General features: G+C 35.2%; 23 protein-coding genes. 3 read left to right on the forward strand and 20 right to left on the reverse strand.

The features are described 5' to 3' along the window. Positions 1-42: 42 nt before the first annotated feature. The 4 genes from ACZZZI_RS06250 to ACZZZI_RS06265 all read right to left on the reverse strand — a co-directional run bounded on the left by ACZZZI_RS06250 (position 43) and on the right by ACZZZI_RS06265 (position 3,306). Positions 43-438, reverse strand: a complete 396-nt coding sequence (locus ACZZZI_RS06250; RefSeq protein WP_316764587.1) for a DUF1634 domain-containing protein — start codon at positions 436-438, stop codon at positions 43-45. Beyond that, complete coding sequence (locus ACZZZI_RS06255; protein ID WP_463488943.1) at positions 438-1,271, reverse strand: sulfite exporter TauE/SafE family protein; 834 nt, start codon at positions 1,269-1,271, stop codon at positions 438-440. Before ACZZZI_RS06255 ends, ACZZZI_RS06250 begins: the two co-directional genes overlap by 1 nt. A 177-nt stretch (positions 1,272-1,448) precedes the next feature. Beyond that, entirely contained in the window at positions 1,449-2,042 is a 594-nt protein-coding gene (locus ACZZZI_RS06260; protein WP_463488944.1) for a hypothetical protein, read from the reverse strand. 7 nt (positions 2,043-2,049) lie between these two features. Then, positions 2,050-3,306, reverse strand: coding sequence for a prephenate dehydrogenase (locus ACZZZI_RS06265; protein ID WP_316764596.1), 1,257 nt, complete (start codon positions 3,304-3,306; stop codon positions 2,050-2,052). Positions 3,307-3,390: 84 nt separating this feature from the next. Here ACZZZI_RS06265 and ACZZZI_RS06270 point away from each other — a divergent pair, with 84 nt between their 5' ends. Continuing rightward, the gene (locus ACZZZI_RS06270) at positions 3,391-4,002 is read left to right on the forward strand and encodes a hypothetical protein (RefSeq protein WP_463488945.1); all 612 of its coding nucleotides are present in this window, start codon (positions 3,391-3,393) and stop codon (positions 4,000-4,002) included. A 75-nt stretch (positions 4,003-4,077) separates the two neighbouring features. Here ACZZZI_RS06270 and ACZZZI_RS06275 read toward each other — a convergent pair whose 3' ends face one another. The 4 genes from ACZZZI_RS06275 to ACZZZI_RS06290 all read right to left on the reverse strand — a co-directional run bounded on the left by ACZZZI_RS06275 (position 4,078) and on the right by ACZZZI_RS06290 (position 9,407). Next, complete coding sequence (locus tag ACZZZI_RS06275; protein ID WP_463488946.1) at positions 4,078-4,974, reverse strand: PorP/SprF family type IX secretion system membrane protein; 897 nt, start codon at positions 4,972-4,974, stop codon at positions 4,078-4,080. A 5-nt stretch (positions 4,975-4,979) separates the two neighbouring features. Then, positions 4,980-5,486 carry a gliding motility-associated C-terminal domain-containing protein gene (locus tag ACZZZI_RS06280; protein WP_463488947.1) on the reverse strand — a complete coding sequence of 169 codons (507 nt, stop codon included), beginning with the start codon at positions 5,484-5,486 and terminating at the stop codon, positions 4,980-4,982. 8 nt (positions 5,487-5,494) lie between these two features. After that, entirely contained in the window at positions 5,495-7,810 is a 2,316-nt protein-coding gene (locus tag ACZZZI_RS06285) for a beta strand repeat-containing protein (protein WP_463488948.1), read from the reverse strand. A gap of 253 nt (positions 7,811-8,063) precedes the next feature. Next, positions 8,064-9,407 (reverse strand): deoxyguanosinetriphosphate triphosphohydrolase, encoded by a 1,344-nt coding sequence (locus ACZZZI_RS06290; RefSeq protein WP_463491777.1) that lies wholly within the window; start codon positions 9,405-9,407, stop codon positions 8,064-8,066. A gap of 158 nt (positions 9,408-9,565) precedes the next feature. Between ACZZZI_RS06290 and ACZZZI_RS06295 the strand changes: the two genes are divergently transcribed. Both ACZZZI_RS06295 and ACZZZI_RS06300 read left to right on the forward strand, forming a co-directional pair. Then, positions 9,566-9,943: a hypothetical protein gene (locus ACZZZI_RS06295; RefSeq protein ID WP_463488949.1), complete on the forward strand. Its 378-nt coding sequence runs from the start codon at positions 9,566-9,568 to the stop codon at positions 9,941-9,943. Positions 9,944-9,954: 11 nt separating this feature from the next. After that, complete coding sequence (locus ACZZZI_RS06300; RefSeq protein ID WP_316764616.1) at positions 9,955-10,149, forward strand: YtxH domain-containing protein; 195 nt, start codon at positions 9,955-9,957, stop codon at positions 10,147-10,149. A gap of 161 nt (positions 10,150-10,310) precedes the next feature. Here the strand turns inward: ACZZZI_RS06300 and ACZZZI_RS06305 are convergent, their stop codons facing one another. The 12 genes from ACZZZI_RS06305 to ACZZZI_RS06360 all read right to left on the reverse strand — a co-directional run bounded on the left by ACZZZI_RS06305 (position 10,311) and on the right by ACZZZI_RS06360 (position 24,943). After that, on the reverse strand, positions 10,311-10,580 hold the full coding sequence (locus tag ACZZZI_RS06305; RefSeq protein ID WP_463488950.1) for a hypothetical protein: 270 nt from the start codon (positions 10,578-10,580) through the stop codon (positions 10,311-10,313). 50 nt (positions 10,581-10,630) lie between these two features. Continuing rightward, positions 10,631-10,936: a 30S ribosomal protein S10 gene (gene rpsJ / locus ACZZZI_RS06310; protein WP_008244591.1), complete on the reverse strand. Its 306-nt coding sequence runs from the start codon at positions 10,934-10,936 to the stop codon at positions 10,631-10,633. Positions 10,937-11,071: 135 nt separating this feature from the next. Then, on the reverse strand, positions 11,072-13,186 hold the full coding sequence (gene fusA / locus ACZZZI_RS06315; protein ID WP_316764622.1) for an elongation factor G: 2,115 nt from the start codon (positions 13,184-13,186) through the stop codon (positions 11,072-11,074). A 134-nt stretch (positions 13,187-13,320) separates the two neighbouring features. After that, positions 13,321-13,788 carry a 30S ribosomal protein S7 gene (rpsG, locus tag ACZZZI_RS06320; RefSeq protein WP_056097505.1) on the reverse strand — a complete coding sequence of 156 codons (468 nt, stop codon included), beginning with the start codon at positions 13,786-13,788 and terminating at the stop codon, positions 13,321-13,323. A 17-nt stretch (positions 13,789-13,805) separates the two neighbouring features. After that, a complete protein-coding gene (rpsL, locus tag ACZZZI_RS06325) occupies positions 13,806-14,219 on the reverse strand; it encodes a 30S ribosomal protein S12 (RefSeq protein WP_010599925.1) in 414 nt (137 codons plus the stop codon). Between the two features lie 500 nt (positions 14,220-14,719). After that, complete coding sequence (locus ACZZZI_RS06330) at positions 14,720-16,432, reverse strand: RagB/SusD family nutrient uptake outer membrane protein (protein ID WP_463488951.1); 1,713 nt, start codon at positions 16,430-16,432, stop codon at positions 14,720-14,722. Positions 16,433-16,443: 11 nt separating this feature from the next. Then, positions 16,444-19,434, reverse strand: a complete 2,991-nt coding sequence (locus ACZZZI_RS06335; RefSeq protein WP_463488952.1) for a SusC/RagA family TonB-linked outer membrane protein — start codon at positions 19,432-19,434, stop codon at positions 16,444-16,446. Positions 19,435-20,191: 757 nt separating this feature from the next. Further along, positions 20,192-22,999, reverse strand: coding sequence for a TonB-dependent receptor (locus tag ACZZZI_RS06340; protein WP_463488953.1), 2,808 nt, complete (start codon positions 22,997-22,999; stop codon positions 20,192-20,194). Positions 23,000-23,219: 220 nt separating this feature from the next. Next, complete coding sequence (locus ACZZZI_RS06345) at positions 23,220-23,603, reverse strand: hypothetical protein (RefSeq protein ID WP_424057268.1); 384 nt, start codon at positions 23,601-23,603, stop codon at positions 23,220-23,222. 67 nt (positions 23,604-23,670) lie between these two features. Continuing rightward, positions 23,671-23,889 carry a VF530 family protein gene (locus ACZZZI_RS06350; RefSeq protein ID WP_316764639.1) on the reverse strand — a complete coding sequence of 73 codons (219 nt, stop codon included), beginning with the start codon at positions 23,887-23,889 and terminating at the stop codon, positions 23,671-23,673. A 26-nt stretch (positions 23,890-23,915) separates the two neighbouring features. Further along, on the reverse strand, positions 23,916-24,524 hold the full coding sequence (locus ACZZZI_RS06355; protein ID WP_463488954.1) for a class I SAM-dependent DNA methyltransferase: 609 nt from the start codon (positions 24,522-24,524) through the stop codon (positions 23,916-23,918). Between the two features lie 8 nt (positions 24,525-24,532). After that, positions 24,533-24,943, reverse strand: coding sequence for a RidA family protein (locus ACZZZI_RS06360; RefSeq protein ID WP_463488955.1), 411 nt, complete (start codon positions 24,941-24,943; stop codon positions 24,533-24,535). Between the last annotated feature and the right edge of the window lie 91 nt (positions 24,944-25,034).

The raw sequence follows: 25,034 nt of genomic DNA on the forward strand, positions 1-25,034 counted from the left end.
AAATAAATTGCTGATATGATGGGATTTACCTAAAAAGATAGCTTAATGTGCTAAACCACCATTTAAACTGATGGTTATGATGGTTAATATGATTAAACCAATCAATACATAAAGGTAATCGCGTTCGATTAAAAAGCTAAAAATGGCAAAAACAATGCGGGCAATGGGTGTAAAGATGAGCATAAGAACTCCAAACTGTACAATTGCATCGCCTTGAAAAGTTAAAACACCTTTAAAAATAGAAGCTATAGAAGAGAATTTTGATAACTCTGGCTTAAAAACCTTATAATCTGTAATTACGCCTTTGTTATGAATAAGAAAAATAAAACCACCAACTAATACTATACTCATTGAAATGATAACGCCAGCTCGTAAAAGCGTACCCAAAATCACCTGAATATCTCTGTCGTTTAAATTTTCCTTTTTTGCTGTACTCATTATAATCCGCTTATTCCTTTATAAATCATCTGCAAGGCTAAAAATGTAACCACAACAGCGAATACAATTTTTAATTTACCTGTATTGGTTTTTAACAATACCTTCGAACCAATACTTGCACCAGTTAAAACTCCAATACAAACTGGCATCGCAATACCTGGGTCGATTTGGCCACGATGCAAATAAACTACCGCACTTGCAGCAGCAGTAACGCCCATCATAAAATTACTGGTTGTTGTAGAAACTTTGAATGGCAAACGCATGATGTTATCCATAGCGATTACTTTTAAAGCACCACTTCCAATGCCCAGTAAACCTGATAAAGTTCCAGCAAAAAGCATCATTAAAAAACCACATGGAACATGTTTAACTGCATACTTATGTTCCATTCCCTTATCAGGATAAGAACCATTAAGTTTAAAAAATTTAGCCCATCTATCAGAATCGTCTAAAGTTGAATGATCAACCTTTTTCTTTAAAGTCATTATGGCCGAAAATATAAGAATACAACCAAATATGATCGCAATGTAATTTGCATTAAGATAAACGGCTATGATGGCTCCACAAATTGCACCTACGGTTGTTGCAATCTCTAAAAACATTCCTATTCGAATATTGGTAATCCCCTCTTTTACATAAGCCGCGGCCGAACCTGATGATGTAGCAATTACAGAGACAATAGACGCTCCAATTGCATAATGAATATCTACACCTAAAGCCAAAGTTAATAAAGGAATGATGATTACACCACCTCCCAAACCTGTTAAAGAGCCCAATAAACCCGCTAAAAAAGCGCCCACTAAGACAATTATGGTAAATAGTAATACCGACATGCGGGCAAATATAAGTGAATGTTTTAGGCTAAAAGAAGGTTTTAAGTAATAAAATAAAGTCTATATGTTATATGGATGATGTTAGATGTGCGATGGAAAATTGGAATTTATTTTGATCAAATGGGTTTTTAATCAATGAATACCAAGTGCAAAGTACTTAATCAAAACTCACTCATTCTATAATTTATAATGTAGTTTACTTTCTTTTTCGAGATCAATTGTTTTAAACGATGTTAACAACTCAAAGGCGATTTGCCTAACTGTTGCGGCTATTGGATTTATTTTAATTCCCTTACCATCTTTTATGGTCCAACCAGAAGTATCTAACTGATCCAATTCACCATCATCTATAGAAATTGATTTTATAATTTTAGCTCTAGAATACGAAACACCAAGCGAATCAATAATAACCTTTTTATTTTGCCACCAGTTTTCGAAAGAAACTAATTTCAAATCTTCCAGATTCAGTTTTGGGTAATAATTCCATCCAAATTCAGCTTTGCGTTTTAAATTTAAAAGGCCAAGGTAATTAATTAAACTTTTTGGATTGTAGAATTCGGCACTACAATAAATAGATACATGGCTAAGCTTAAGTTGATTTAATAAGGATTTAGATGTTTCCGTATTTTGGAAGATATGATTGATAACTTTAGCCATACCTCCAATCACCTCCTCATTTCCAGAATCAAATACAGAACAAAGCTTATCCAATTCTGATAATTCTTCCTTCAATAAAATAATAATTTCTGGCTTCTGCAATTTAACCTTCATACCAAAGCTATTTCCCTAACCTTTTAATCATTTCAGCACTTAAATCCCTTCCATCGTTTAATCGGTTAGCGAAGAAAGATTTTGCAGCTTCGAAATGTTCTTTATAACCTTTCAAATCTCCGTATCCAATTATCGATGCCCATTCGTGCACAGCTGTATGAAATTCCAAATCGTCGCCGCGGATAGATTTATCGTACAAAGCCGTATAAATGGATTCTTCTAGCATCGCTTCATTTTTAAATAGATATTCGGCAATGCCCAAACGAAGTTTAAATGGTGGTGTTTGGCAAATTAGGTTATCGTAAGGATTTACACCCATTTTGTACCAGGCATAAACCATGCTCAATAAGCTTAAGTGCGAGTTAGGTTTTTGTTTATGCTCGGCATCAGATAAGCTAAATTCCTTCATAATGTTATCATCCAATAGCAGTAGTTTACGACTTTCGTGAAATACAAAATCTCGGGCGGCGTAAATTTTTGCTCTAAATTCAGCTTCATTTTCACAAATCATTAACTTAAAAAGTTCAGATTCTGCTTGTGCATAATATTTAACCTGTTTTTGAGCATAAGGATTTAAAATTGCCAGGCCTGCATAAATGTGCGATTTGTAGCTAAAAATCCGGAGTGTAGTTAGGATTTTGACATTATCAATTCCACCTGCATAGGCAGGATTATCCCAAGGAAAAAATCCAGCATTTTTCCAGGCCGACCCCATACTCTCAAAACCCATGTGTGTAACCGCTTGTGTATCGGCTACAATTCGATCGTGTTCTTTGTAATCATCTAACTCAATAATATTCGATTTAAGTGATTTATATACCTCTAGCGCTTGCTGATAAACTTCATCACTTGCACGGTGCCTAACCACAACCAAAGTTTGTCCTTCGGGACTAAATGCAGGGCCGTGTAAAGAATGACAGGTAACAATTTGAGTTTCTTTAGGAAGATGTTTCTCAAAAGCAGCAATTTCGGGGTGTTTTACAGAGGTTTGTCCAGCAACAATTGCACCGTATTTTGTAGAGAGCGCAAAAGCAGCAACTACCTCATCAATCTTTTCTGCCTCAACGCAATAGATTATAAAATCTGATTTTCTTGATACCTCATGCCCATCGTTAAGCACTTCTATTCCTGCTGGTTCAAGTTCTTTTTTTAAATCATTAAAACGCAAAGGCATATCCGATCCACAAACCCTATAACCTGCCTTTACAAATGAATGAGCGTACAATTTACCCATATCGCCCAAACCAATAATTCCTATTTGCATGAAACAAATGTAATCTATCCGAAATTAATTTATAATAAATTGTATAAAAATGTAGTTTTACATTTTAACATTTACATTTAAACTATGCAGAAATTTAAACACATCATCTATTGTTTAGGGGCGTTATTACTTTTAAACGTCGCATTTGCTCATGCACAGCAAGACACTTCAAAAAACACTGATCCATCATTGAATGGTCAGTACCAGTTCATGTTAAAAAAATCGAAAAGCTTGTATGGAGCTAGATTAATTAACCCAGCAAGATTATCGGCCGTTTGGAAAAGTGTAAACGATACTTTGAGAAAAGAGCGCAAAGAATTGATAGTTGCCAAACAGCAAATTAAAACTCAAGCGGATAATATTGCTGGTTTGAAGGGCGAAGTAACTGGAAAAGAAAATTCATTAGCAAGTGCAACCGCATCGGTAAACGAGATTAGCTTTCTTGGAATATCTTTTAACAAAGGCACATACAACACGATTGTATGGGCAATTATTATTGTTTTAGCTGCAGGACTGGCAATTGTGATTTTACAAACAGGCAAATTTAGAAAAGAGGCTACTTATCGTACGCAGCTTTATCAGGAAGTGGCTGATGAGTTTCAGGCGCATAAAGTAAAAGCAAAAGATAAAGAAATGAAACTGGCGAGAGAATTACAAGACGAAAGAAATAAATGGGATGAGACTGGAAGACGTTAATCACTAAATAGAAAATAATAAACCCCATGGATAAAAAATATCCATGGGGTTTATTATTTTGAGACAGTTGTAATATTATAATTTTTTAAATCTGTATCGCAAGCCCAATTCGAACTCACCATTACTATAATTTTGCATTGCTGAAGTATTAGTGGTGTATTGCAATAAAATAGATAATTTATTTTTATAGTTTACACCAGCACCAAAAGTTACGCTATTCGTGCTGTGATAAATACCAGTTAAAGATAATTTATCTTGCAAAAACAAAAGATTTGCACCTGCATCTAAAATGCCTTTATAGTTTTCTACACCACGATAAACAACTTTTGGTTCAATCAAATTTAATGCACCGCCCTTAATTTTAATTTTATAACTCGCAGCAGCAAAATAAAGCGATCGATCGACTACGTTTCTTACAAGATCTCTTTTTAAAAAGCGCTTTAAATTTGGTAAAGATGCTTGCACAGTTAATTTTTTGCTTCTAAAAGCCACGCCAAAATCTCCATCTAAGTAAAGTCTTCTATCGTTAAAGCTACCAACAACCTCATCACCCAAATCACCTATTGCTTTACCCAAATCAATCCATTCGTTCATTAATCCTGCTGATAAGCCAAAATCGACAAAGCTCGAATCTTTATTTAATTTTAGGTGATAGGCATAACTTAATGTTGCACGCGTTCGATTTATTACCCCAGCACTTTCATTATAAAAAAGGAAGCCCAAACCCACTTTTCTGTTTTTAAGCGATAAATCGGCGGTTACATATTGAAGTTTAGGTGCGCCGTTAATACTCATCCACTGCGTTTTAAATGCACCATTTAAATTAACCATTGTATCAATACCAGCTAGTGCTGGGTTTGCCAGAAACTGATTTTGGTAGTAAATGCTACCCATTGGATTAAGCTGACTGTAAGCAGCGGGTGCTACAAACCACAACAACAGCCCGATTATGTATATTTTTATCTTTTTCAAAGCTGTTATTTTTTATATAATATAGAAATGAAACCCTTGGCTAAACCAGCAGTACCTAAATCTATAATGTAATAGTAAGTGTCTTCTGCCAAAGGATTGCCATTATAATAACCATCCCAATTGTTTTGGTAGTTAAAAGCACTAAAAATTAAGCGACCTGCCCTATCGAAAATGCTTATTTTATTACTTTGGTACTTTTCCAATCCTTTAACTACAAAAAAATCATTCCTTCCATCGCCATTTGGTGTAATAATATTATTAGTAATAACCAAATCGACGGTATTTTGCGATAATAAAATTGGTTGCAGAAAACCTTGTGTTAAGCTAACAGTATTGGATTGAAAGGTTTGTACTAACACCATCTCGCCAAAGCTAAAATCGAAATACAGATTATTTATTTTACCATAACTACTTGCCGTGTTGATGGTACTCGGCAACGTAGTACTTTGAGCTTTGACTTGAAGACTCAAACAAACCATTAGCATACAAAAAAGTGTATAAACTTTATTCATAGCTTTAATTATTGAGAGATTTTTACCCAATCCGTTCCATCACTCTGTATAGTAATTACCTGATTAAGTGTTGGAGCTGTAATTGTAGTTCCATCAGGATTTACCACTGTTGTTGCAAACGTTAACCCAGCTCCGTTTATTAAAACATAAACTCTGCCCTTAACGGTATTAGCAGCTGGTAAAGTAACAGATAAAGAAGCGGTTATAATTCTAATGGTATGATGACTTTCGTTTAGTGTTAAACCTCCGCCTGCTCCATATCTTAAAATACCTGTTGCAAATGAGCCATTAATATTTAACGTACTTGTCGATGTTGGAGCCGAAGTTGCAACACCTAAACCATTATTTAACGTTAAGTAACCGCCAGCTGTTGCAATTTGTCCTGAAACTAATGGTAATGTTGTATTCGTATTTGCAATAATTAATGTGTTAGCATTAGCAGCTAGGCTACTACCTGCGCTATTTCCTATAAAAATATTACCAGCACCTGATGTATTTGCCGCACCTGCATTACTACCTATAAAAGTATTTCCTGCACCTGATGTGTTTGCTGTACCTGCATTGTAACCTAAGGTTGTATTATTATTGCCCGTATTTGAAGCTAGAGCATAACTTCCAACACCTGTATTTCCTGTTCCTGTAATATTTGCAGCCAAGGTATGCGCACCAAAAGCTGTATTATCATTACCTACAGTATTGATTGCCATTGATAACGAACCGAAAGCACTATTATTAAAGCCACTAAAATTTCGATTTAAAACCATATGTCCGAAGGCACTGTTCTCAAATCCAGAAATATTTAATGATAATGCTTCCTTACCGAAAACGCTGTTATTAAATCCAGATACATTCGAAATAAATGTTTTATAACCAAATGACAAGTTTAAATCATTAGAATTTCCTAAACGTCCTGACCTTTGTCCATTAATTAAGAAATTGATTGCAACATCATCAGTATTACCCAAAAAATTATTGGTATTATCTTGACTATTTGTATTACCTCTCAAAGCCCAACCTGTAGAGTTTGTAAATGCTGCTCTGCTAATCAATTCGGGCACACCCGTTGTGGTATTGGTAATGTAAACTTTATTAGCATCGGCTACACCTGTTGTGGTTAGTTTAGCTACAGAAACCGAAGCATCGGCAATTTGTAAGGTCCCAATCGCAGCATCTGCAACGTTTATAGTTTTAACTTCCTTATTACCAATTTTAGTTGAGGTAACAGCAGCATCGGCAATTTTTATTGTGGTTACAGCACCGTCAGCCAATTTAACTGTAGTAACAGCTCCAGTGTTAATATTTACCACAACATCTTTAAGCAAAGCTGATGTTCCATTTGCATCAATATTTAAATCTGTTGATGATAAGGCTTTTCCACCAGTAATATTAGATGCATCTAACGTTACAGGCTTCCATGTTGTTCCATCAAACATTAAAACTTGATTATTTAAAGGCGCTGCTGCAGTTAAAGTTTTTCCTTGCAAATTAGCAATTGTTGGATTAGGGTAGTTACCAGTTAAATCGCCACCAGCAACACCTGTAGATGGTCCTACTGGCCCTTGAGTACCTGTATCTCCCTTATCGCCTTTATCTCCTTTTAAACCAACTGCTCCAGCAGGCCCAACAATTCCTTGTGGACCAATTGCGCCTGTTAAACCCGTTGGCCCGATCGGACCCTGTGGCCCTGTTGCTCCCACAACACCCTGGGAACCAGTTGCGCCTGTTGCACCTGTTAATCCCGTTGCACCGATTGGTCCAGCTGGTCCTGTAGCACCTTGCGGACCAGTTGCACCAGTCGTTCCAGTATCGCCCTTAGCGCCAGTTAATCCTATTGCACCTGTCGGCCCTGCAGGCCCAGTAGCACCTTGAGGGCCGATTGCACCAGTTGCACCTGTATCGCCCTTGGCACCAGTTGGTCCGTTTGCAGAGTAAAGTGCATACGGAACACTAAGTAATTGAGCTGTTCCTGCTACAGTAAAGTTATTTCCATTATCAGGATCGATTTCAACTTTTATAAATTTTAAACCAACACCCCAGGTTACTGCGCCAATTGTACCAGTTGTTGAAGTTGCACCAGAACTGCCTATAACTACACTATATAAACCAAATGGGTTCGTAATTACATTTCTAACTTCGGTGTATTGTGAAGTTCCTGTTGCAGAAGCATCAAGAATACTAATTCTTAAAGCTATATTTTTATTGGCTAGCGGGGTTCCGTTTGTATTACGGGCTGCACCTTGGTAATTAAACTGTTGTGGCGTTTGAGCTTGCACATTAAGGGCCATACTAAACAATAGCATGGCAAATAGTAACATTCTTTTCATTTATTGGGATATGATCTTTAGCTTAAATCGTGTGGATGAATTCACGGCTTAACTCCCAAATCTAATAATTAGTATAAGCTACACTTAGCTGTTTACACGAAAATCCGTCTTTAAGGGGTAAATAAGCTTAAAACGAAATATTTGAAATAAGTTTTTTACACAAAACGGTGTTTTAATGGCGGAATTTTAATCTAAAATAAATGATACACACTTATAGATACAACTTATAGGTGTTTTTTTCATAAAAAACCTACTACGTTTCGGATGGAAAAGAAATTCCTTTAATATTCCTGTATAAATCTACCGCGTACAAATCTGTCATGCCTGAAACGAAGTCTAATACGCTTTGAGTTCGCGAATAAATATCCGTTTTATCAGTATGGTATTGTTTTGGAATTAATTTAACAAGCTTTTGATAGTAATGTGTATTATTATGTATTAAAGCAGGAACGAATTCTTCGAGCAAACCAGCCATAATTTTATAACCAGCAACCTCTTTTTGTATTACAGATGAGAAGTTATAAATCCGTTCTACTGAAACTTTCTCTACCGCCTTCCAGGCAGTTATGTAGGGCTCTGGAATCAAATCTGTTAGACTCCTATTTAATTCTCCCTTAAGTAAAGTGTCTTGTTCTCTATAAAAAATTTCGGCACAGATTTGAGTTAACGTATTAATAGCTTTTGCCCGAAGTAAGCCTATTTTAGCATCGTCATCTTCATAATCATTTAGCAATCTATCCTCTATTGTTTTTGAATTAGCAAATGGTAATAAATAACCTTTTACTTCTTCATAAGAAAGAATTTTTAAACGATGCGCATCCTCCAAATCGATTATACTATAACATATATCATCGGCAGCCTCAACTAAATAAACTAATGGATGACGTTTATAAATCAAATATTCGTTTTCTTCTTGTGCCAAGCCTAATTCTTCAGCTATGCGTTTAAAGCTATCCTCTTCTGATTGAAAAAAACCATATTTTTTACGATGTAATAATCCCTTTTGCTTCCCTGCGATAGATGCACATGGGTATTTGGCTATCGATGCCAAGGTGGAATACGTTAAGGCATAAGCATCGTTTCCTTTTCCTTTTAGTGGATGAGTTAAAATTCTGATTGCATTTGCATTTCCCTCAAAATTTATCAAATCGTGCCATTGGGCATCATTCATTTCCTTCTGATAAACTTTACCGTCACCATCAGTAAAATATCGAGATATTGCAGCTTCACCTGAATGACCAAAAGCTGGGTTACCTAAATCATGAGCTAATGCTGCCGCTGCAACAATGTTTCCAACCTCATTAATTAACGGCACATCATTAATTAATTTCGGATTTTTATCTTCCAGTTTATTTAAAAAGATATTAGCCATAGAACGTGCAACACTGGCAACTTCTAAACTATGGGTTAATCGGTTATGAACAAAAACACTACCTGGCAAAGGGAAAACCTGTGTTTTATTTTGAAGTCTTCTAAAAGGTGACGAGAAAATTAACCTGTCGTAATCGCGTTGAAAATCTGATCTTGCCCTATCCGAACTTGCACCATACTGCTCCTGACCAAAACGTTTATTCGAAAGTAATTTTTTCCACTCCATTAAATACAAACCTTTTAAATTGATGGCCAAGTTAAGCAAAAGCCAAAAATGCTAACGAAATTATTTACTAAAAAACGCCAACCCATAATTATTAAAATTAGTTTTATTCAAACCATCTGGAACTTAATGTGTTTTATAATTACTTTATACAAATGCTAATGAAAACGAACATATATAATAAGGCAGAACATTTGGAAGGCTATGTTGGTTCTGACGAAAAGGAGAAGGAAAAATCTGATGTTCAAAAGCAATATGAGAAAGGGAACGATGATGGAGAAGTAACCAGTTTTGGAAAGGAAACTACTGCCAAAGCCAATAAAATAAAGAAAGCGATTGGAAAAATTACTGCTAAAGATGGATTCGACAATACTGGTACGCAAGGCAAAGATTCTTTAAGCGACGATAGTTATCACAGTAAAGACAAAAATCCTACAGTTAAAAGCGCTGAAAGTGGTACTGGAAGTTCTTCTGAAGATTTTAAAGAAAATAAAATAGTCCGCAGAAGTGAGGACGATGTGTTAAATACAGGAATTTAAAAAAATACAACATGAGTTTATTAAAATATGTAATACTTGGCGCAGCCGCTGTGTACGGCTACAAGTACGCTACTAAAAAAAGAGATATTGACGGAAAATCATTAGTAGATGATTTAAAAGATCAAGCACCAGAATACATGGAAAAGGCTAAAAAATTTGGGGAACAAATAAAGCAAGATTTTAATCAAACTAGTGATTTGTATTAAGATGGGTTAATTAAAAAATTAATTAATCGATTATCGCTACATTAATTTGAGGTAAAATACTAACTTTTACTTCAAATTAGTGTAAATACATGAAATTCACCTGCTAATTCGAAGCCTGATATTTGAAGATAACTGCCATACTATATAATGTAAAAGGAATTTTATCCTATTAATTCGTCTGCGTCATCTTTCTCTGATCCATTTTCATCTCGTTGCTTAGGCGGATGTTCCATTCTACTTTTTTCTAACTCAGAAAAATCTCCACCTTTTTGATTACCCACTTCTCCATGAGATGAAGGTTTTTCATTTAATTCTTCTTTAGGATCAGCAAAATCCTGACCCTCGACTGGTAAATTTTCATCTTTCTCTTTCGGATCTGTCATATTAATAAAACCTAATAACCTGGCTTTTGTTTCAAAGTATTTAAACAAAAAAAGGCCTTGATTTGCATCAAGACCTTTTCAATTCGATTTAAAATCAATTAAACTTTGATTTCAACCTCAACACCGCTAGGTAATTCAAGTTTCATTAAAGCATCAACTGTTTTAGAGTTAGAGCTATAAATATCCAATAAACGTTTGTAAGCGCATAATTGGAACTGCTCTCTAGCTTTTTTGTTTACGTGTGGAGAACGTAATACAGTAAAGATTTTTTTCTCTGTAGGAAGTGGAATTGGTCCACTTACAACTGCACCCGTAGGTTTAACAGTTTTTACGATTTTCTCAGCAGATTTATCTACTAAGTTGTAATCGTAAGATTTTAATTTAATTCTGATTCTTTGGCTCATCTTATTTTTAATTATGATTCCCTGTTAGAGCTATTAACAACAGGAATCGGATTTATCTTTAAAAGGTGGAGGGCTTAGGGGTGTAAGGCTTAGGGTTTAAAACCTTTGCCTTACGCCTTTTACCTTATACCTCAATTAGTCTTCAGATTTTACTCTTCCTTTAGATTTAGCAATTACTTCATCCTGTACGTTTTTAGGCGCAGCTTCGTAGTGGTCAAATTCCATTGTAGAAGTTGCACGTCCTGAAGTGATTGTACGTAACTGAGTTACATAACCGAACATTTCAGAAAGAGGCACAGTTGCTTTAATTACTTGGGCACCGTTACGAGTATCCATACCTAATAACTGACCACGACGACGGTTCATATCACCGATTACATCACCCATGTTTTCTTCAGGGGTTAAGATTTCGATTTTCATGATTGGCTCCATCAAAGTTGGCTTACATTTAGGTAAAGCTTCACGATATGCCATACGAGCAGCAAGCTCGAATGATAAAGCATCTGAATCGACTGCGTGGAATGATCCATCAATCAAACGTACTTTCATATCTGGAAGTGGATAACCAGCTAATACACCATTCGCCATTGCCGCAGCAAATCCTTTTTCTACTGAAGGAATAAATTCACGTGGAATTGAACCACCTGTAATTTCGTTTACGAATTGTAAACCACCTTTTTCGAAATCAGCATCGATTGGAGAAATAACAACTTGGATATCCGCGAATTTACCACGACCACCTGATTGCTTTTTGTATGTTTCACGGTGTTGAGTTGTACCGAAAATAGCTTCTTTGTAAGCTACTTGTGGTGCACCTTGGTTAACCTCTACTTTAAATTCACGTTTTAAACGATCGATTAAGATATCTAAGTGAAGCTCACCCATACCAGAAATTACAGTTTGACCAGTTTCTTGATCAGTTTGTACTCTGAATGTTGGATCTTCCTCAGCTAATTTAGCTAAGCCCATACCTAATTTATCAACGTCAGCTTGAGTTTTAGGCTCAATAGCTAAACCGATAACTGGCTCAGGGAAATCCATAGATTCTAAAACGATTGGGTGTTTCTCATCACATAGTGTATCACCAGTTTTGATATCTTTAAATCCAACTACAGCAGCAATATCACCAGCAGCAACGTTAGGCACTGGGTTTTGCTTGTTAGCATGCATTTGGAAGATACGAGAAATACGCTCTTTGTTTTCAGAACGAGCATTATAAATATAAGAACCAGCTTCTAAGTTACCCGAGTAAACACGGATAAAACATAAACGGCCTACAAATGGGTCAGTTGCAATTTTAAATGCTAAAGCTGCAAATGGCTCATTAATGCTTGGTTTTAATAAAACTTCTTCGTTAGTATCTGGGTTAGTACCAATTACACCTTCGCTATCCATAGGTGAAGGCAATAATTCCATCACGTAATCAAGCATAGTTTGTACACCTTTGTTTTTGAAAGATGAACCACAAACCATAGGTACAATTTTAGCATCTAAAACAGCTGCACGTAAAGCATCTAAAATTTCACGCTCAGTAATTGAGTTAGGATCTTCGAAGAATTTCTCCATCAAAGTCTCATCATAATCAGCTACTGATTCTAGTAATTTTTCTCTCCACTCTGCAACCTCATCTAACATATCATCAGGAATTGGCACTTCAGTAAAGGTCATACCTTTATCATGCTCATTCCAAACAATACCACGGTTGTTAATTAAATCAACCACACCTTTAAATGCATCTTCAGAACCGATAGGTAATTGCAATGGAACTGCATTACTACCTAACATATCTTTAACCTGCTTAACAACTTTTAAGAAGTCAGCTCCAGAACGGTCCATTTTGTTAACGAAACCAATACGAGGAACTGCATAGTTATTAGCTAAACGCCAGTTAGTTTCTGATTGAGGCTCAACACCATCAACTGCAGAAAACAAGAATACTAAACCATCTAATACACGTAACGAACGGTTTACCTCTACGGTAAAATCCACGTGTCCTGGTGTATCGATAACGTTAACATGATATTTTTGACCTCTGTAATTCCAATCAACCGTAGTTGCAGCAGAAGTAATTGTGATACCACGCTCTTGCTCTTGTGCCATCCAGTCCATTGTTGCAGCACCTTCGTGCACTTCACCAATTTTATGACTTACACCAGCATAATAAAGAATACGCTCAGTTGTTGTAGTTTTACCTGCATCAATGTGAGCCGCGATTCCAATATTTCTTGTAAATTTTAAATCTCTTGCCATTATATTTTTTTGTTGATTTATCTGATTTTAAATGATTACACCGATTATGTTAAACAACAAATCGGTGTAATTTATCTAATCAGTATAATCTTCTAATTAAATCTGTGTAATCTTACTAATTTGTAAATAAACTACTAGAAACGGAAGTGAGAGAACGCTTTGTTAGCCTCAGCCATTTTATGCGTATCTTCTTTCTTCTTAACAGCAGCACCTTCACCTTTAGCAGCAGCAACGATTTCGCCAGCTAATTTCTCTTTCATCGTTTTTTCACCACGACGACGAGCGTATAAAATTAACCATTTCATACCTAGAGCTGTTTTACGCTCTGGTCTAACTTCAGTTGGAACCTGAAAGTTAGCACCACCAACACGGCGAGATTTAACCTCTACAGCTGGCATAATGTTAGTTAAAGCACGTTTGAATATCTCTAGACCGTTTTCACCTGCTTTTTTCTCAGCAATTTCAACAGCATCGTAAAAAATAGAATAAGCGATAGATTTTTTTCCATCGTACATCATATTGTTTACAAAACGAGTTACTTGAACATCGTTAAATTTTGGATCAGGAAGAATAATTCTCTTCTTTGGTTTTGACTTTCTCATTTCTTATTTCCTCCCGATTATTTTTTCTTTCCTTTTGCAGGTGCAGCAGCTGCTTGACCTGGTTTAGGACGTTTAGTACCATATTTCGAACGACGTTGGTTACGACCAGCAACGCCTGATGTATCTAATGCACCACGAATAATGTGGTAACGTACACCTGGTAAATCTTTAACACGACCACCACGAATCAAAACGATTGAGTGTTCTTGTAAGTTGTGACCTTCTCCAGGAATGTATGCATTAACCTCTTTACCGTTCGTTAAACGAACACGGGCTACTTTACGCATTGCTGAGTTTGGTTTTTTAGGGGTAGTGGTGTACACACGTGTACATACACCTCTTCGCTGTGGACAGCTGTCCAACGCTGGAGACTTACTCTTGAACTCCAGTGCTACTCTACCTTTTCTAACTAATTGTTGAATGGTTGGCATTGTGCTTTTTTAATTTTTTATTTAATTATTTACCGCTCCCCCGGCATCCTTACAGATAGCCCATAAAACGGACTGCAAAAGTAGAACAATTCTTTTTAAGAATCAAGGGGTTATCATAAAAAATTTTACGCAGTAAGTAATAAGTTTTAAGTTGAGCATGAAGCAGTTGTAAATCCAGACATTCAAGATTGCGCATTCGTCCTATCAAATCTGCTTCAGCATTTTATATACCTGTGCAAAGATTTTTTTTGAAAAGCAATTGCTGCAATCCTTTTGTTGGGTTCGGCCCCGCTAATGCTTCAAGCGCCGAAGAAAAATCGGCGGCTTTACGCGTATATCGGGTTTAGATCACAACCAACTCTGCAATAAACATTAACTGCAGGGCTAAAATTTAGCAAAAGTTTAAGTAATTAGTATGCATAATACAAATGCAAAGAGGCTGAATCATAAATAATGATCAGCCTCTTCGAAATATTATCAGTAACTATATTTTTCAGTTATTACTGGGTTGGGTTTTGAGTTAATTTTCCTGGGTATGAATTAATCGCACTCTGAGGAATATAATATATAACTCTAAAATCAGTAGCTACAATACTTACATTCTGATTTTGAGGCCCTGGATACTGACGGCTAAGTTCTTTTCCATTGCGGAATACATCAAAGCTACGCTCAGCCTGATAAGCTAGTTCCAATTGTCTTTCTTTATCAATTAAATCTCCTGCGTTTGCAGCATTTAAAGAAGCATATCCACCATTAACAATAGAACGTGTTCTTATCGTATTTAAATCGCCAAGTGCTTCTGTAAATCTCTGTAATTTAGCGTACGCCTCGGCTCTGTTCAAATAAACCTCGCCTAACCTGCTAATTACAGGAGAATGTAATTGCGAATCTTCACCTTCACGCGAATCTTTAACAATGTAGAATTGTGGATAAACACGATTCAGTGTTATAAAATAATCAATAAAACCAGTGTAAGTTTTTCCGTTTTTATAATTTATGGTATAACTTTCTTGCGCCGCATTTAATGGCGTTAGTGTATATACATCGGTACCTTCAGTACAAGTAATTGTATTTCCATTTCTAGTTACAGTTGCCTGCACATAGTTTACTACATTACCTGCATCATCTTTAATAAATCTAAACACCTCAGTATATGCACCTGCAGCATTTTTCGAATAAGTTGGCTCTATAAATGCAGCTCTTGCATCAACAATTTTATATTTATCTGGTCGCCAATCATTTCTACCTGTTTCATTTAACAAACCAATATATTTTGCGCTTGCATACATTTCTCCCCAACCCTGGCCACCAATGTTAGAGTACATACCACCAATACCATAATAATGATCGGAACCAGAGAACTCTGATGCGACACGCTTAATTGCAAAGATAGTTTCTCTGTTGTTTTCAGGTGTTAAAGTATTGTATTTCATAAACTGATCCCTTGGTAACAGGCTATAAGTAGTTGAACTAGCGATTACCTTATTTGCATAATCTACAGCCAGCTGAGCATTAGCTTGATTGGGATTTTCATATGTTCCGCTCATGTAAAGATAAATCCTCGAAAGCATAGCCTGTGCAGCACCTTTAGAAGCAAAAACAGGTCCTTTATTAACAGTAATTAACTCTTCTGCTTTTTTCAAGTCAGAAATTGCTTGTTCGTAAGTTGCCTTAACTGTAGATCTATCTGGTAAATTTAAATTAATAACATCTTTAGGTGTACCGTTCACAATAGGCACGCCTAAATTGGTTTCTGGGCTTTGGTAGTATGGGCGGCCAAAAGCACGAACCAAATAAAAATACATCATTCCTCTAACATAATAGCACTCTCCTAACTTACTGTCAAGTGTGGCATTTTTACCTTGTGGAATTAAGTTAATGACATTTGATGCTTGAGCAACGGCCTTGTAACCACTATCCCAAAAAGTTGTTAGTCTTGAATTATTTGGGGTCCTTGCAAAGGAGATAAATTCATAAAATGGATCTGTAGAGGATCCTCTGATCATCATATTATCGCCCGCATATTCGCCTAAACGATGCATTGGATCTGACCAGGCTTTAAGCTGTGCATATACACCATTAAGTAACCCATCTATGGATTCTTCTGGATTTTGATTTATCTTTTCAGATTGCAGTGATCCATATGGCTCTCTGTCAACCTTACAAGATGATATAGCAATTGTTGCAAAGATGATAACTAATATCTTTTTCATTTTTATTTTATTTAGAATGAAGCATTAAGACCGAACATAAATTTTCTTGACATAGGATAAACCGATGGTCCTGTAGAAAATAAAACAGCGCCATCGTTAGCAGGTAATTCTGGATCTACACCCGAATATTTGGTTATAACAAACAAGTTCTCTCCTGATAAAAACACCCTTAAATTTCTTACCTTATATTTTTTCAAATCGAAACTGTAACCCAGTGCCAATGAACGCATTCTGAAAAAGTCACTACTTTCTAAATAACGTGAAGACATAGAGTTGCCTTTATCTTGATTATTATATCGAGCTATAGGATGGGTTGCAATGTCTCCAGGTTTCTGCCACCTACTCCAACCATCAACTAAATTCATTTGGTTTCTATCCGTGTAAGCTCCATCCGAATCGTATTCCTGACGTGAATAGTTGTAAATTTTCCCTCCTATTGAATAACCAAAAACAGCATTCAAATCAAACTTTTTAAAGGTTAATGCAGTTGTAATACCACCAAAGAAATCAGGTGATGCTTTTGATAATTTTTCTTGAGTAGCTTGAGCGTAAGTAGATGTTTTTGTTCTGTCTATTTCATTTCCATTCGCATCTCTGGTTACTTTATACCATTGAGGTAAACCATTATCCGGATTAACTCCTGCCCATTCTGGCATATAGTATGTATCCACTGGCAAGCCAACCTGTAGTATTCGGGTAGCCGAACCAGCTATACCTAAACCATCATCTACAATAATTGGCTTGGCTGTGTAGCTGCCATCCAAGTTTCTGGTTTTGTATATATCGGTAAGCTTATTAACGTTGTGTCCTAAATTCATATCCAGACTCCATGTTAAGTCTTTGTTACGAATAATATCACCTCCAAGTGCGATCTCTATACCTTGGTTTCTCATTTTACCAACATTCTGGTACAATCTAGTTACCCCTGTTAAACCCGAAATAGGCACATTGTAAAGAATATTATTGGTGTTTTTAATATAGAAATCTAAGTTTAATCTAAGTCGGTTATCAAAAGCAGCAGCATCTAAACCTAAGCCGCTAGTATAAGTTTCTTCCCAGGTAAGGTTTTCGTTTCCAAGTTGACTAATTAAAAGCCCTGGAACCCCATTATAACTCGCCGCTGGATTTACAGCGTATAAATCGAATTGTGGATATAATGAACTAGGGCGGTTACCTACAGTACCAACAGCAGCACGAAGTTTTAAGTTATTAATGTACTTAGCGTTAAACCAATTTTCGCGGTGAATATTCCAGCCTGCTCCAACTGAGAAGAAGTTTCCGTATTTCTTGCCAAAATTCGATGCGCCATCCCTACGAAATGATACTTGTGCCAGGTATTTATCATCATAAGAGTAACTACTTTTAAAAAGCAAAGATTGTACTGCCCATTCGCTAATGCCTCCTTTAGTTCGTTCGGGCTTAGATACAACATCCAACACCTCAAATCCTGGGATTAATCCAGTTCCGTAAACATCTAATGATTTACTTCTGTAATCATTAAATTCATATCCTGCAACTGAATTAAGACTATGCTTTCCCCAAGAATTATTATAAGTTAAAAGTTGATTGGTATAACGACGTGTGTACTCATCTCTATATTCAGTAATCCGCCCATTTACACTTAACCCTCCATTTGAACGGGGATCGGTATAACTACTGGCCGAATAGGTATTAAACCTATAATTATTAACAGAAGAGAAAGTTAATTTATTCGTTATTTTAATATCAAAATCAAAATTACCCATTAATTCATAGTTCGTATTAGAACCTTTATTCCATTGTAAATCATACAGATAGTTGGTAGACACGCTATTTACCCAGGTGCTCGAACGATGAGGAACTAAATTTCCAGTGGCATCATATGGGCTATCCCATGGTAAATTCGAATATATTGATGTTACAGAATATTGTTTATCCACAACACCACGGCGGGCTCCAACTAATGATGGTTTAATGGTAAGCCAGTTATAAGGCTTGTAAACGGTATTAAATCTAAAATTATAACGTTCGTAATCATATCCTTTTATAGCTCCTGATTCGTCATAGAAACCAATAGATAGCATTGATTGTAACTTTTCAGTTCCACCTTGAAAGGAAATGTTATGATTTTGATTAAAGCCTTCTTTTGTTGCTAAATCCCACCAATCGAAATTGCTGTTGCGTAACTCTGGTTTCCACCTAGGGAAACTAATGGTATTTGCGTTGGCGAATGATGCAAAATAATCATATAATTCAGCACCATTCATTACTTGAAGATTACCGTTTGTAAGTTGGGTTATACCTACTCTGGATGAGATGTCAATTGTCATTTGTCCCGATTTGGCTCTTTTGGTAGTCACAATGATTACGCCATTTGCACCTTGGGAACCATAAATTGCAGTTGATGCGGCATCTTTTAATACGGTAAGATTCTCAATGTCTTCTGGATTTAAATCTCCAGGACTAGAGCCGATAATTACTCCATCGATTACCCATAGCGGACTAGTTGTACCACCTAAAGTAGCCTGCCCACGAATGATTACTGCTCCTGCTGAGCCTGGTCTTCCTGAACCTGGCGCAACGAATAAACCAGGAGCTTTACCAGCAAGGAGATTTTGTACATTTGGGGAAGTGATGTTTTTTAATGCGCTCCCTTTAATGGTACTTAATGCTCCCGTTAAACTTTCTCTTTTTTGAACACCATAGCCAACAACAACAACTTCATTCAGTGATTCAGTTGATTCTGCAAGTGTAATATCTCCCAGAGATTGACTGGTAATGGCAATATCTTTAGAAGTGAAGCCAACATAGCTAATGGTTAAGACCTCACCAATTTTTGCTTCAATACTAAAATAACCAGAAGAGTTGGCAGATGAAACACGGGTAGTGCCTTTAACTTTTACAGACACACTTGGAATCGGTGTGCCTTCTAGATCCTTAACCGTTCCGGTTATTGGTAGATTTTGTGCCCTGGCTAAAATAGCAAAAGCACTTAGAAAAAATAATAGGAATAACTTTTTCATTATAGAATTACAGTTTAAAATGGTTAGTTAGTTTGTTTTGGAATTGATACTAATAATTTGATCACATTACAGCATAATACAGTTGATTAGTTGGTTAAAATTTTAGTTGGAATTTCAGCTTATCTGCTAATTATTAGGAACTTTTAAATCCTAATTAAATTCTAAATTATGCGATTGAAAACATTAAAAACCAACAAACTCCACGCAAACGTTTGATCAAACAAACACATTTATGAGAATCCTAAAATCAATTCTGATTAAATTATTTTGAATTCAGCATTTTTAAGAGCATTACTGTTTCTAAGCTTTATTTAGGTAGGTTTTTCATCGCCTTAAACTTATTACTAGCCTTTAATTGCTTGCTTTTTATAGCTTTTGACTAAAAAATAAATCTAAAACAGGTTTTTATCAATCGTTTGCGTTAAAATTTGTTAAAACCTGCTTGTTCTTACATTGGAAAATAAAAATTGAACTAAAGCTTAATTATGGTCAAAATCTTTAGAATGGAAATCATGTTTATTTTGAATTGAGAATAACAACACAAAAAAACTTGTTTGGAGAGGCAGATATCATATGGCTAAACGAAATTTATTCGATTAAATCTTCCCCTTATAACAACTTATAAGGTTCAACCTCCTCAGATTTGTATGAAGAATATGTTAGCGTAGAATTGCTTTATTAGTTTGAAAGAAGAGATATAAAAATTAAGGCTTATGAAATTTCATAAGCCTTAATTAAGTTTTTAACACAAAATGTTTTAATTCACCGTATTTCTCGGATTACTCCTTTCCTTGCTTGCCCCTACTTTACTGATTTTATAATTTAAAGAAACATAGAAATATCTGGTAATGGTATTAAAACGTATATCTTCTATCCTACTTCCATTAATCGTTCTATCAATATTTGTATTCTGATTTAGAATATCAAAACCCTTTAATGCCAGCGTTATTCTCCTTTCCATAAAATATTGCTCTAAACCAGCATTCAGTAAAAACACATTGTTGTTAAATCCATCTGCTCTTCCTGCAGTGCCATTATGCTGTAGCTCCGTATTTAACCTTGTGTTTTTAATAAATTCGTAGCTTAAACTTGCGCTATTAGAAAAGTTGAAATACTTATTATCGAGCGCAGCTGGCAATGAATTATTTACTTTACTATATTGAACACCTAAATAAATTCCAGCATTTAACTTATTATCAATATCATAACTAATATTAGCATTTGGCCCAATATTATACCGATCGGTAGTATTCTTTTCGTTGCTGATGAAAGACGAAGTATGAGAAAGAAATAAATTAACACCATATCCCATCCGCATACCTTTCAACTTTGTTGGCATACCGAAAAACGTACCTGTATTGATATAATAATTTCCATCAACATTTACAGGCTGAACGTACTGAACACCTTTTACATAGTTAATACTATTGCCAATGTCATCCAAAGCATAGTTAATTAGAAAATAACCATTCCAGTATTTATTATTATCGGCACTAAAGGTGTTAAAGTTAACTGACATACGATGGCTTTTTCTTGCTTCCAAATTTGGATTACCCATTCTTTGATATAATGGATTGCTGTTATTTTGAACAGGCTGTAAATCATTTACCGATGGAAGACTTACATTCGCATTGTAGTTTAATTGAAGGGTTTGCTTAGTCTTACTTCTAAAATTAATATTTAATCGTGGTAGAATATTGTAATATCTACGCTCAATATTATTGGTATTTACACCCGCTGCACTAAAAGTAGAAGCATCTAAACCTGTTTCCTGAAAGCCCAAACCAAGATTATATGTCCATTCTGTTCTGTTATAAATTAACCCTAAACGAGCCGTTTGTGACCATGTTTTATTCTCTAGTGTATTCGAAAAATCAGGAACAATGGTGTTATAAGAATTATTTAACGGATTATAATTGAATGTAATTTGTTGCGCATCTACGTAGCCTCCATTATTCATATATGCAATATTTCCGCTCCATTTCTTATTAAAAAGCGGACGAATATAATTTACCGCAACACTATAGTTTTTAGATGCATTTTCCTGTTCCGTTTGCTGATTTAAATCGGTAACATCTACTATACCTCCATTATATGTATTAATTAAAGACTTATTTAACCAATTTGAGTTAAAGGTATTTTGCGACCCATTTAAGCCAATAATAATTGATCCTTTTTTTAATCGGCGGGTAGCAGATAGTTCTCCGAAAAAAGCTGGTGTAGAGTTTTTCTGATTAAGAAACTGATTTCCATCATTTATTTTTCCTGCCAAATCAAACGTAGAGTTAAAAACGCGGTTGTTAATATTTGTTGTATAATTTAGAATCGCATTCGAACGAAAAGCCAAATCTGTTAACGAATCTGGATGGAATTCTAATTTAAAATTGAAACGGTGTGCCTGATTATCAGAATTTCGGTTCGAAGTTTCATCAGTTCTTAAAACATCATTTTGATTGACATCCTGAAGATTAGATAATTTATTACCCAAGCCTTTACTAAAATAAGTAAAGTAACTACTGCTTAACGAAAGTTTATCCTTTAAACCCCAACTGTTACTATAATTTAAACCACCACTATTTGTGGTAACCTCGCCCATTGCGCTGTTATCAAAAACACCAGAGCCGCCGATAGTTGTACGGCCATTATTTACATTTATTGAAAAACCTCCGCCGCCTGGAGGCGCAAAGATGTTACCAAGATTACCGCCTGTGAAACTGCTTAAATCTTCATATTGAAAACTCGCATTACTTACATTATTACTCATCCCCAAAATGGCAAATTGCATTTTCTTTTTAAAATGATTTGCACTTAAATAACCATTATACCGATCGGTAGTTCCGCCTGATAAGTTCGCATTACCAAACCAACCATTCTTCTTGTCTTCTTTAATGGTTAAGTTTAAAACCTTTTCTCGCTGCCCATCGTCAATGCCCGTTGCTTTTGCTTCGAGCGTTTTGCTATCTATTAATTGCACTTTGGCAATTACATCGGCAGGTAAGTTTTTAGTAGCAGTTTTTGGATCTGTACCAAAAAAATCTTTCCCATCAACGGTTAAACGTGTAACTTTTTGCCCTTGAACCAAAATGCTTCCATCCTTATCTATAGTTACACCTGGTAGCTTTTTCAATAAATCTTCAACCGCTGCATTGGGTTGCGTTTTATAAGCATCGGCATTAAATTCTACTGTATCTTTTTTTATTGTTGCAGTGGCAAGTTTGCCATTTACAGATACATCTTTAAGATTAATTGCATCTTCTTTAATTTTCAATACGCCCAAGTTTAAGGGCTTATTATTTACAGTAATATTTTTAACCAAAGGATTATAACCAACAACCGAAACTCTAATTTTGTATTCGCCATTAGCGATAGCACTAATAACAAATTCACCAGCAGGATTAGTCACTACTCCTACTTTTTTTGTAGAATCAGCTTTGCTTGTCAAAATAACACCTGCATACTCTACTGATTGATTGGTTTTTTCTTCTAAAATTTTTCCACTGATACTTTGTTGTGCGAAAGCCTTCGTAGATAAAACGCATAGGATTACGTAAAAAATAGTCTTCATATTCAGATTTATAGTTTTTGTTTGGATTTGCGTAAAACGATTCTTAAACCATTTACAAAATACAAGACGCAGGAATATGTAAAGTGTGACAGTAAATCTGCATTTTTTTTTAAAAAAGAAAAACCCCGACTATGCCGAGGTTTCATCTATTTAATTTTAAGCTTGTATTATACTTTAGCAGTAACCGTTTTTGCTTTGTGTAAATGAGGGATTTGATGGATCACGGCAAATCGAATTCGAAATTATATTTTAGTTTCTTGCCACTTAAAATATGTTGATCTAAAATTTTTCCATCAACCAAAACTTTGTATTCGCCTCTTGCCTGGTTGCCTTTTGTTACAATTGAAAATTTAACATGCTTACCTGCCTTAATTACAATTGTTTTATTCCAACTTTTGATAGTTTCTTTAGCATTTTCTACATCTCCATATTCATTGGTAAAACTAATTTTACTAACAAAACTATCATTAAAATTAGCCAGATAGGTAACTTGATAACTTTCTTTAGAAGGCATATCGATTTTACCTTTGCTTACAGAATGGATAGATAACGAACAACTGCTAAAAAATAGAAGCAGCAATAAAAAGATTGTGTAGTTTTTCATTTTAGATTTACGAGTTGATATAAACCTATGACGAGAAATAAAGCTAAAGGGTTGCAACCCAATATAATTATTTATGAAAAGTATCCAAGTATAAATCCTCTACCTTTTTGCGGGCCCAATCCATTCTTCGCAAAAACTTCAAACTCGATTTAATGCTCTGGTTATTATTGAAACAATCTATCCTAATTAATGAGCCTAATTTCTCCCAGCCATAATGTAGTTGAAGGTCAGTTACAATTTTTTCGAGTGTAATTCCATGTAAGGGATTATTTTTTTGTTCGCTCATGCTACAAAGTTAAATCATTTATTTTGTTAGGGATTATATTTTGCCATCCAAACTGTAGCGCCCCCGCAATTTTCATCATTTACAATATGATTTAAAACTTCAAAATTATGTTTCTTTAAAAGCTGCTGATATTCATCCGTATTCAGCGAAGCATGAAAAAGATTTTCGCCACCATTTATTCCCCAAGCCTCACCCCTTTCTGAACCCGATGTAAATAATAAAATTCCTTTTGGATTAATATGAGATTCGAAAATTTCGAACATTTTAGGTTGGTCAGCTGCAGGTAAATGAAAAAAACTATGCCAGGCAATTATTGCATCAAATTTTTTATTCAATGCAAGTTTCCGCATATCTTCTAAAACAAACTCAGTTGTTGGAAAATTATTTCGGGCAATTGTTAACATTTCCTTACTGGCATCAACCCCAATAATATTTAAATTTTTGTTCAATAAATATTCAAGAATTGGTTTACCTGTGCCACAACCAATATCAAGCACATCAGCATTGCTTTTTATTTCAGAAATTAACGCCTCAAGATAATTTTGTTCTATTAAGCCTACACATCTGTTTTCAGCAAACCAATTAGCTATCTTATTATATACTTTAAAAACGTTTTTGCTTTCGTTCTTTTCCATTCCCAAAATTAATAACTCACAGCAGTTGCATCAATTTCGATTAGCATACCATCTAAAGCTAATCTTGCTACAGGTATTAAAGTATTAACAGGAAACTTTAAATCTGGCCATACCCTATTAGATTCTTCTATAAGAACTTGATGCTTTTCATCGTCATAATTTACCACCAAAGTTGTAAGTTTAGCAATATTCTGCATTTTCAAACCTTTACTAGATAAAGCAATTTCAATATTTTCAAACACTATTTTTACTTGTGTCCTAAAATCATTACTTAAAATTCCATCAGTTTTACTACCGCCCTGGCCAGCAACAAAAACGAGTAAATCTTTTGCTGAAACTGATGCGACATGAGAATAACCATGTGCTCTTGGATCGTAAATGCCCTCTGGGTTTGTTATTTCTAAGGCCTGTTCTTTCATTATAAATTAATTTTATTTGTTGCTAAACTATAAATTTAGCAGAGTTAGAATGTTAAATTTTTGACATAAAAAAAGCCCCGAAAAAATTTCG

The sequence above is a fragment of the Pedobacter sp. AC190 genome (genome assembly GCF_979258025.1).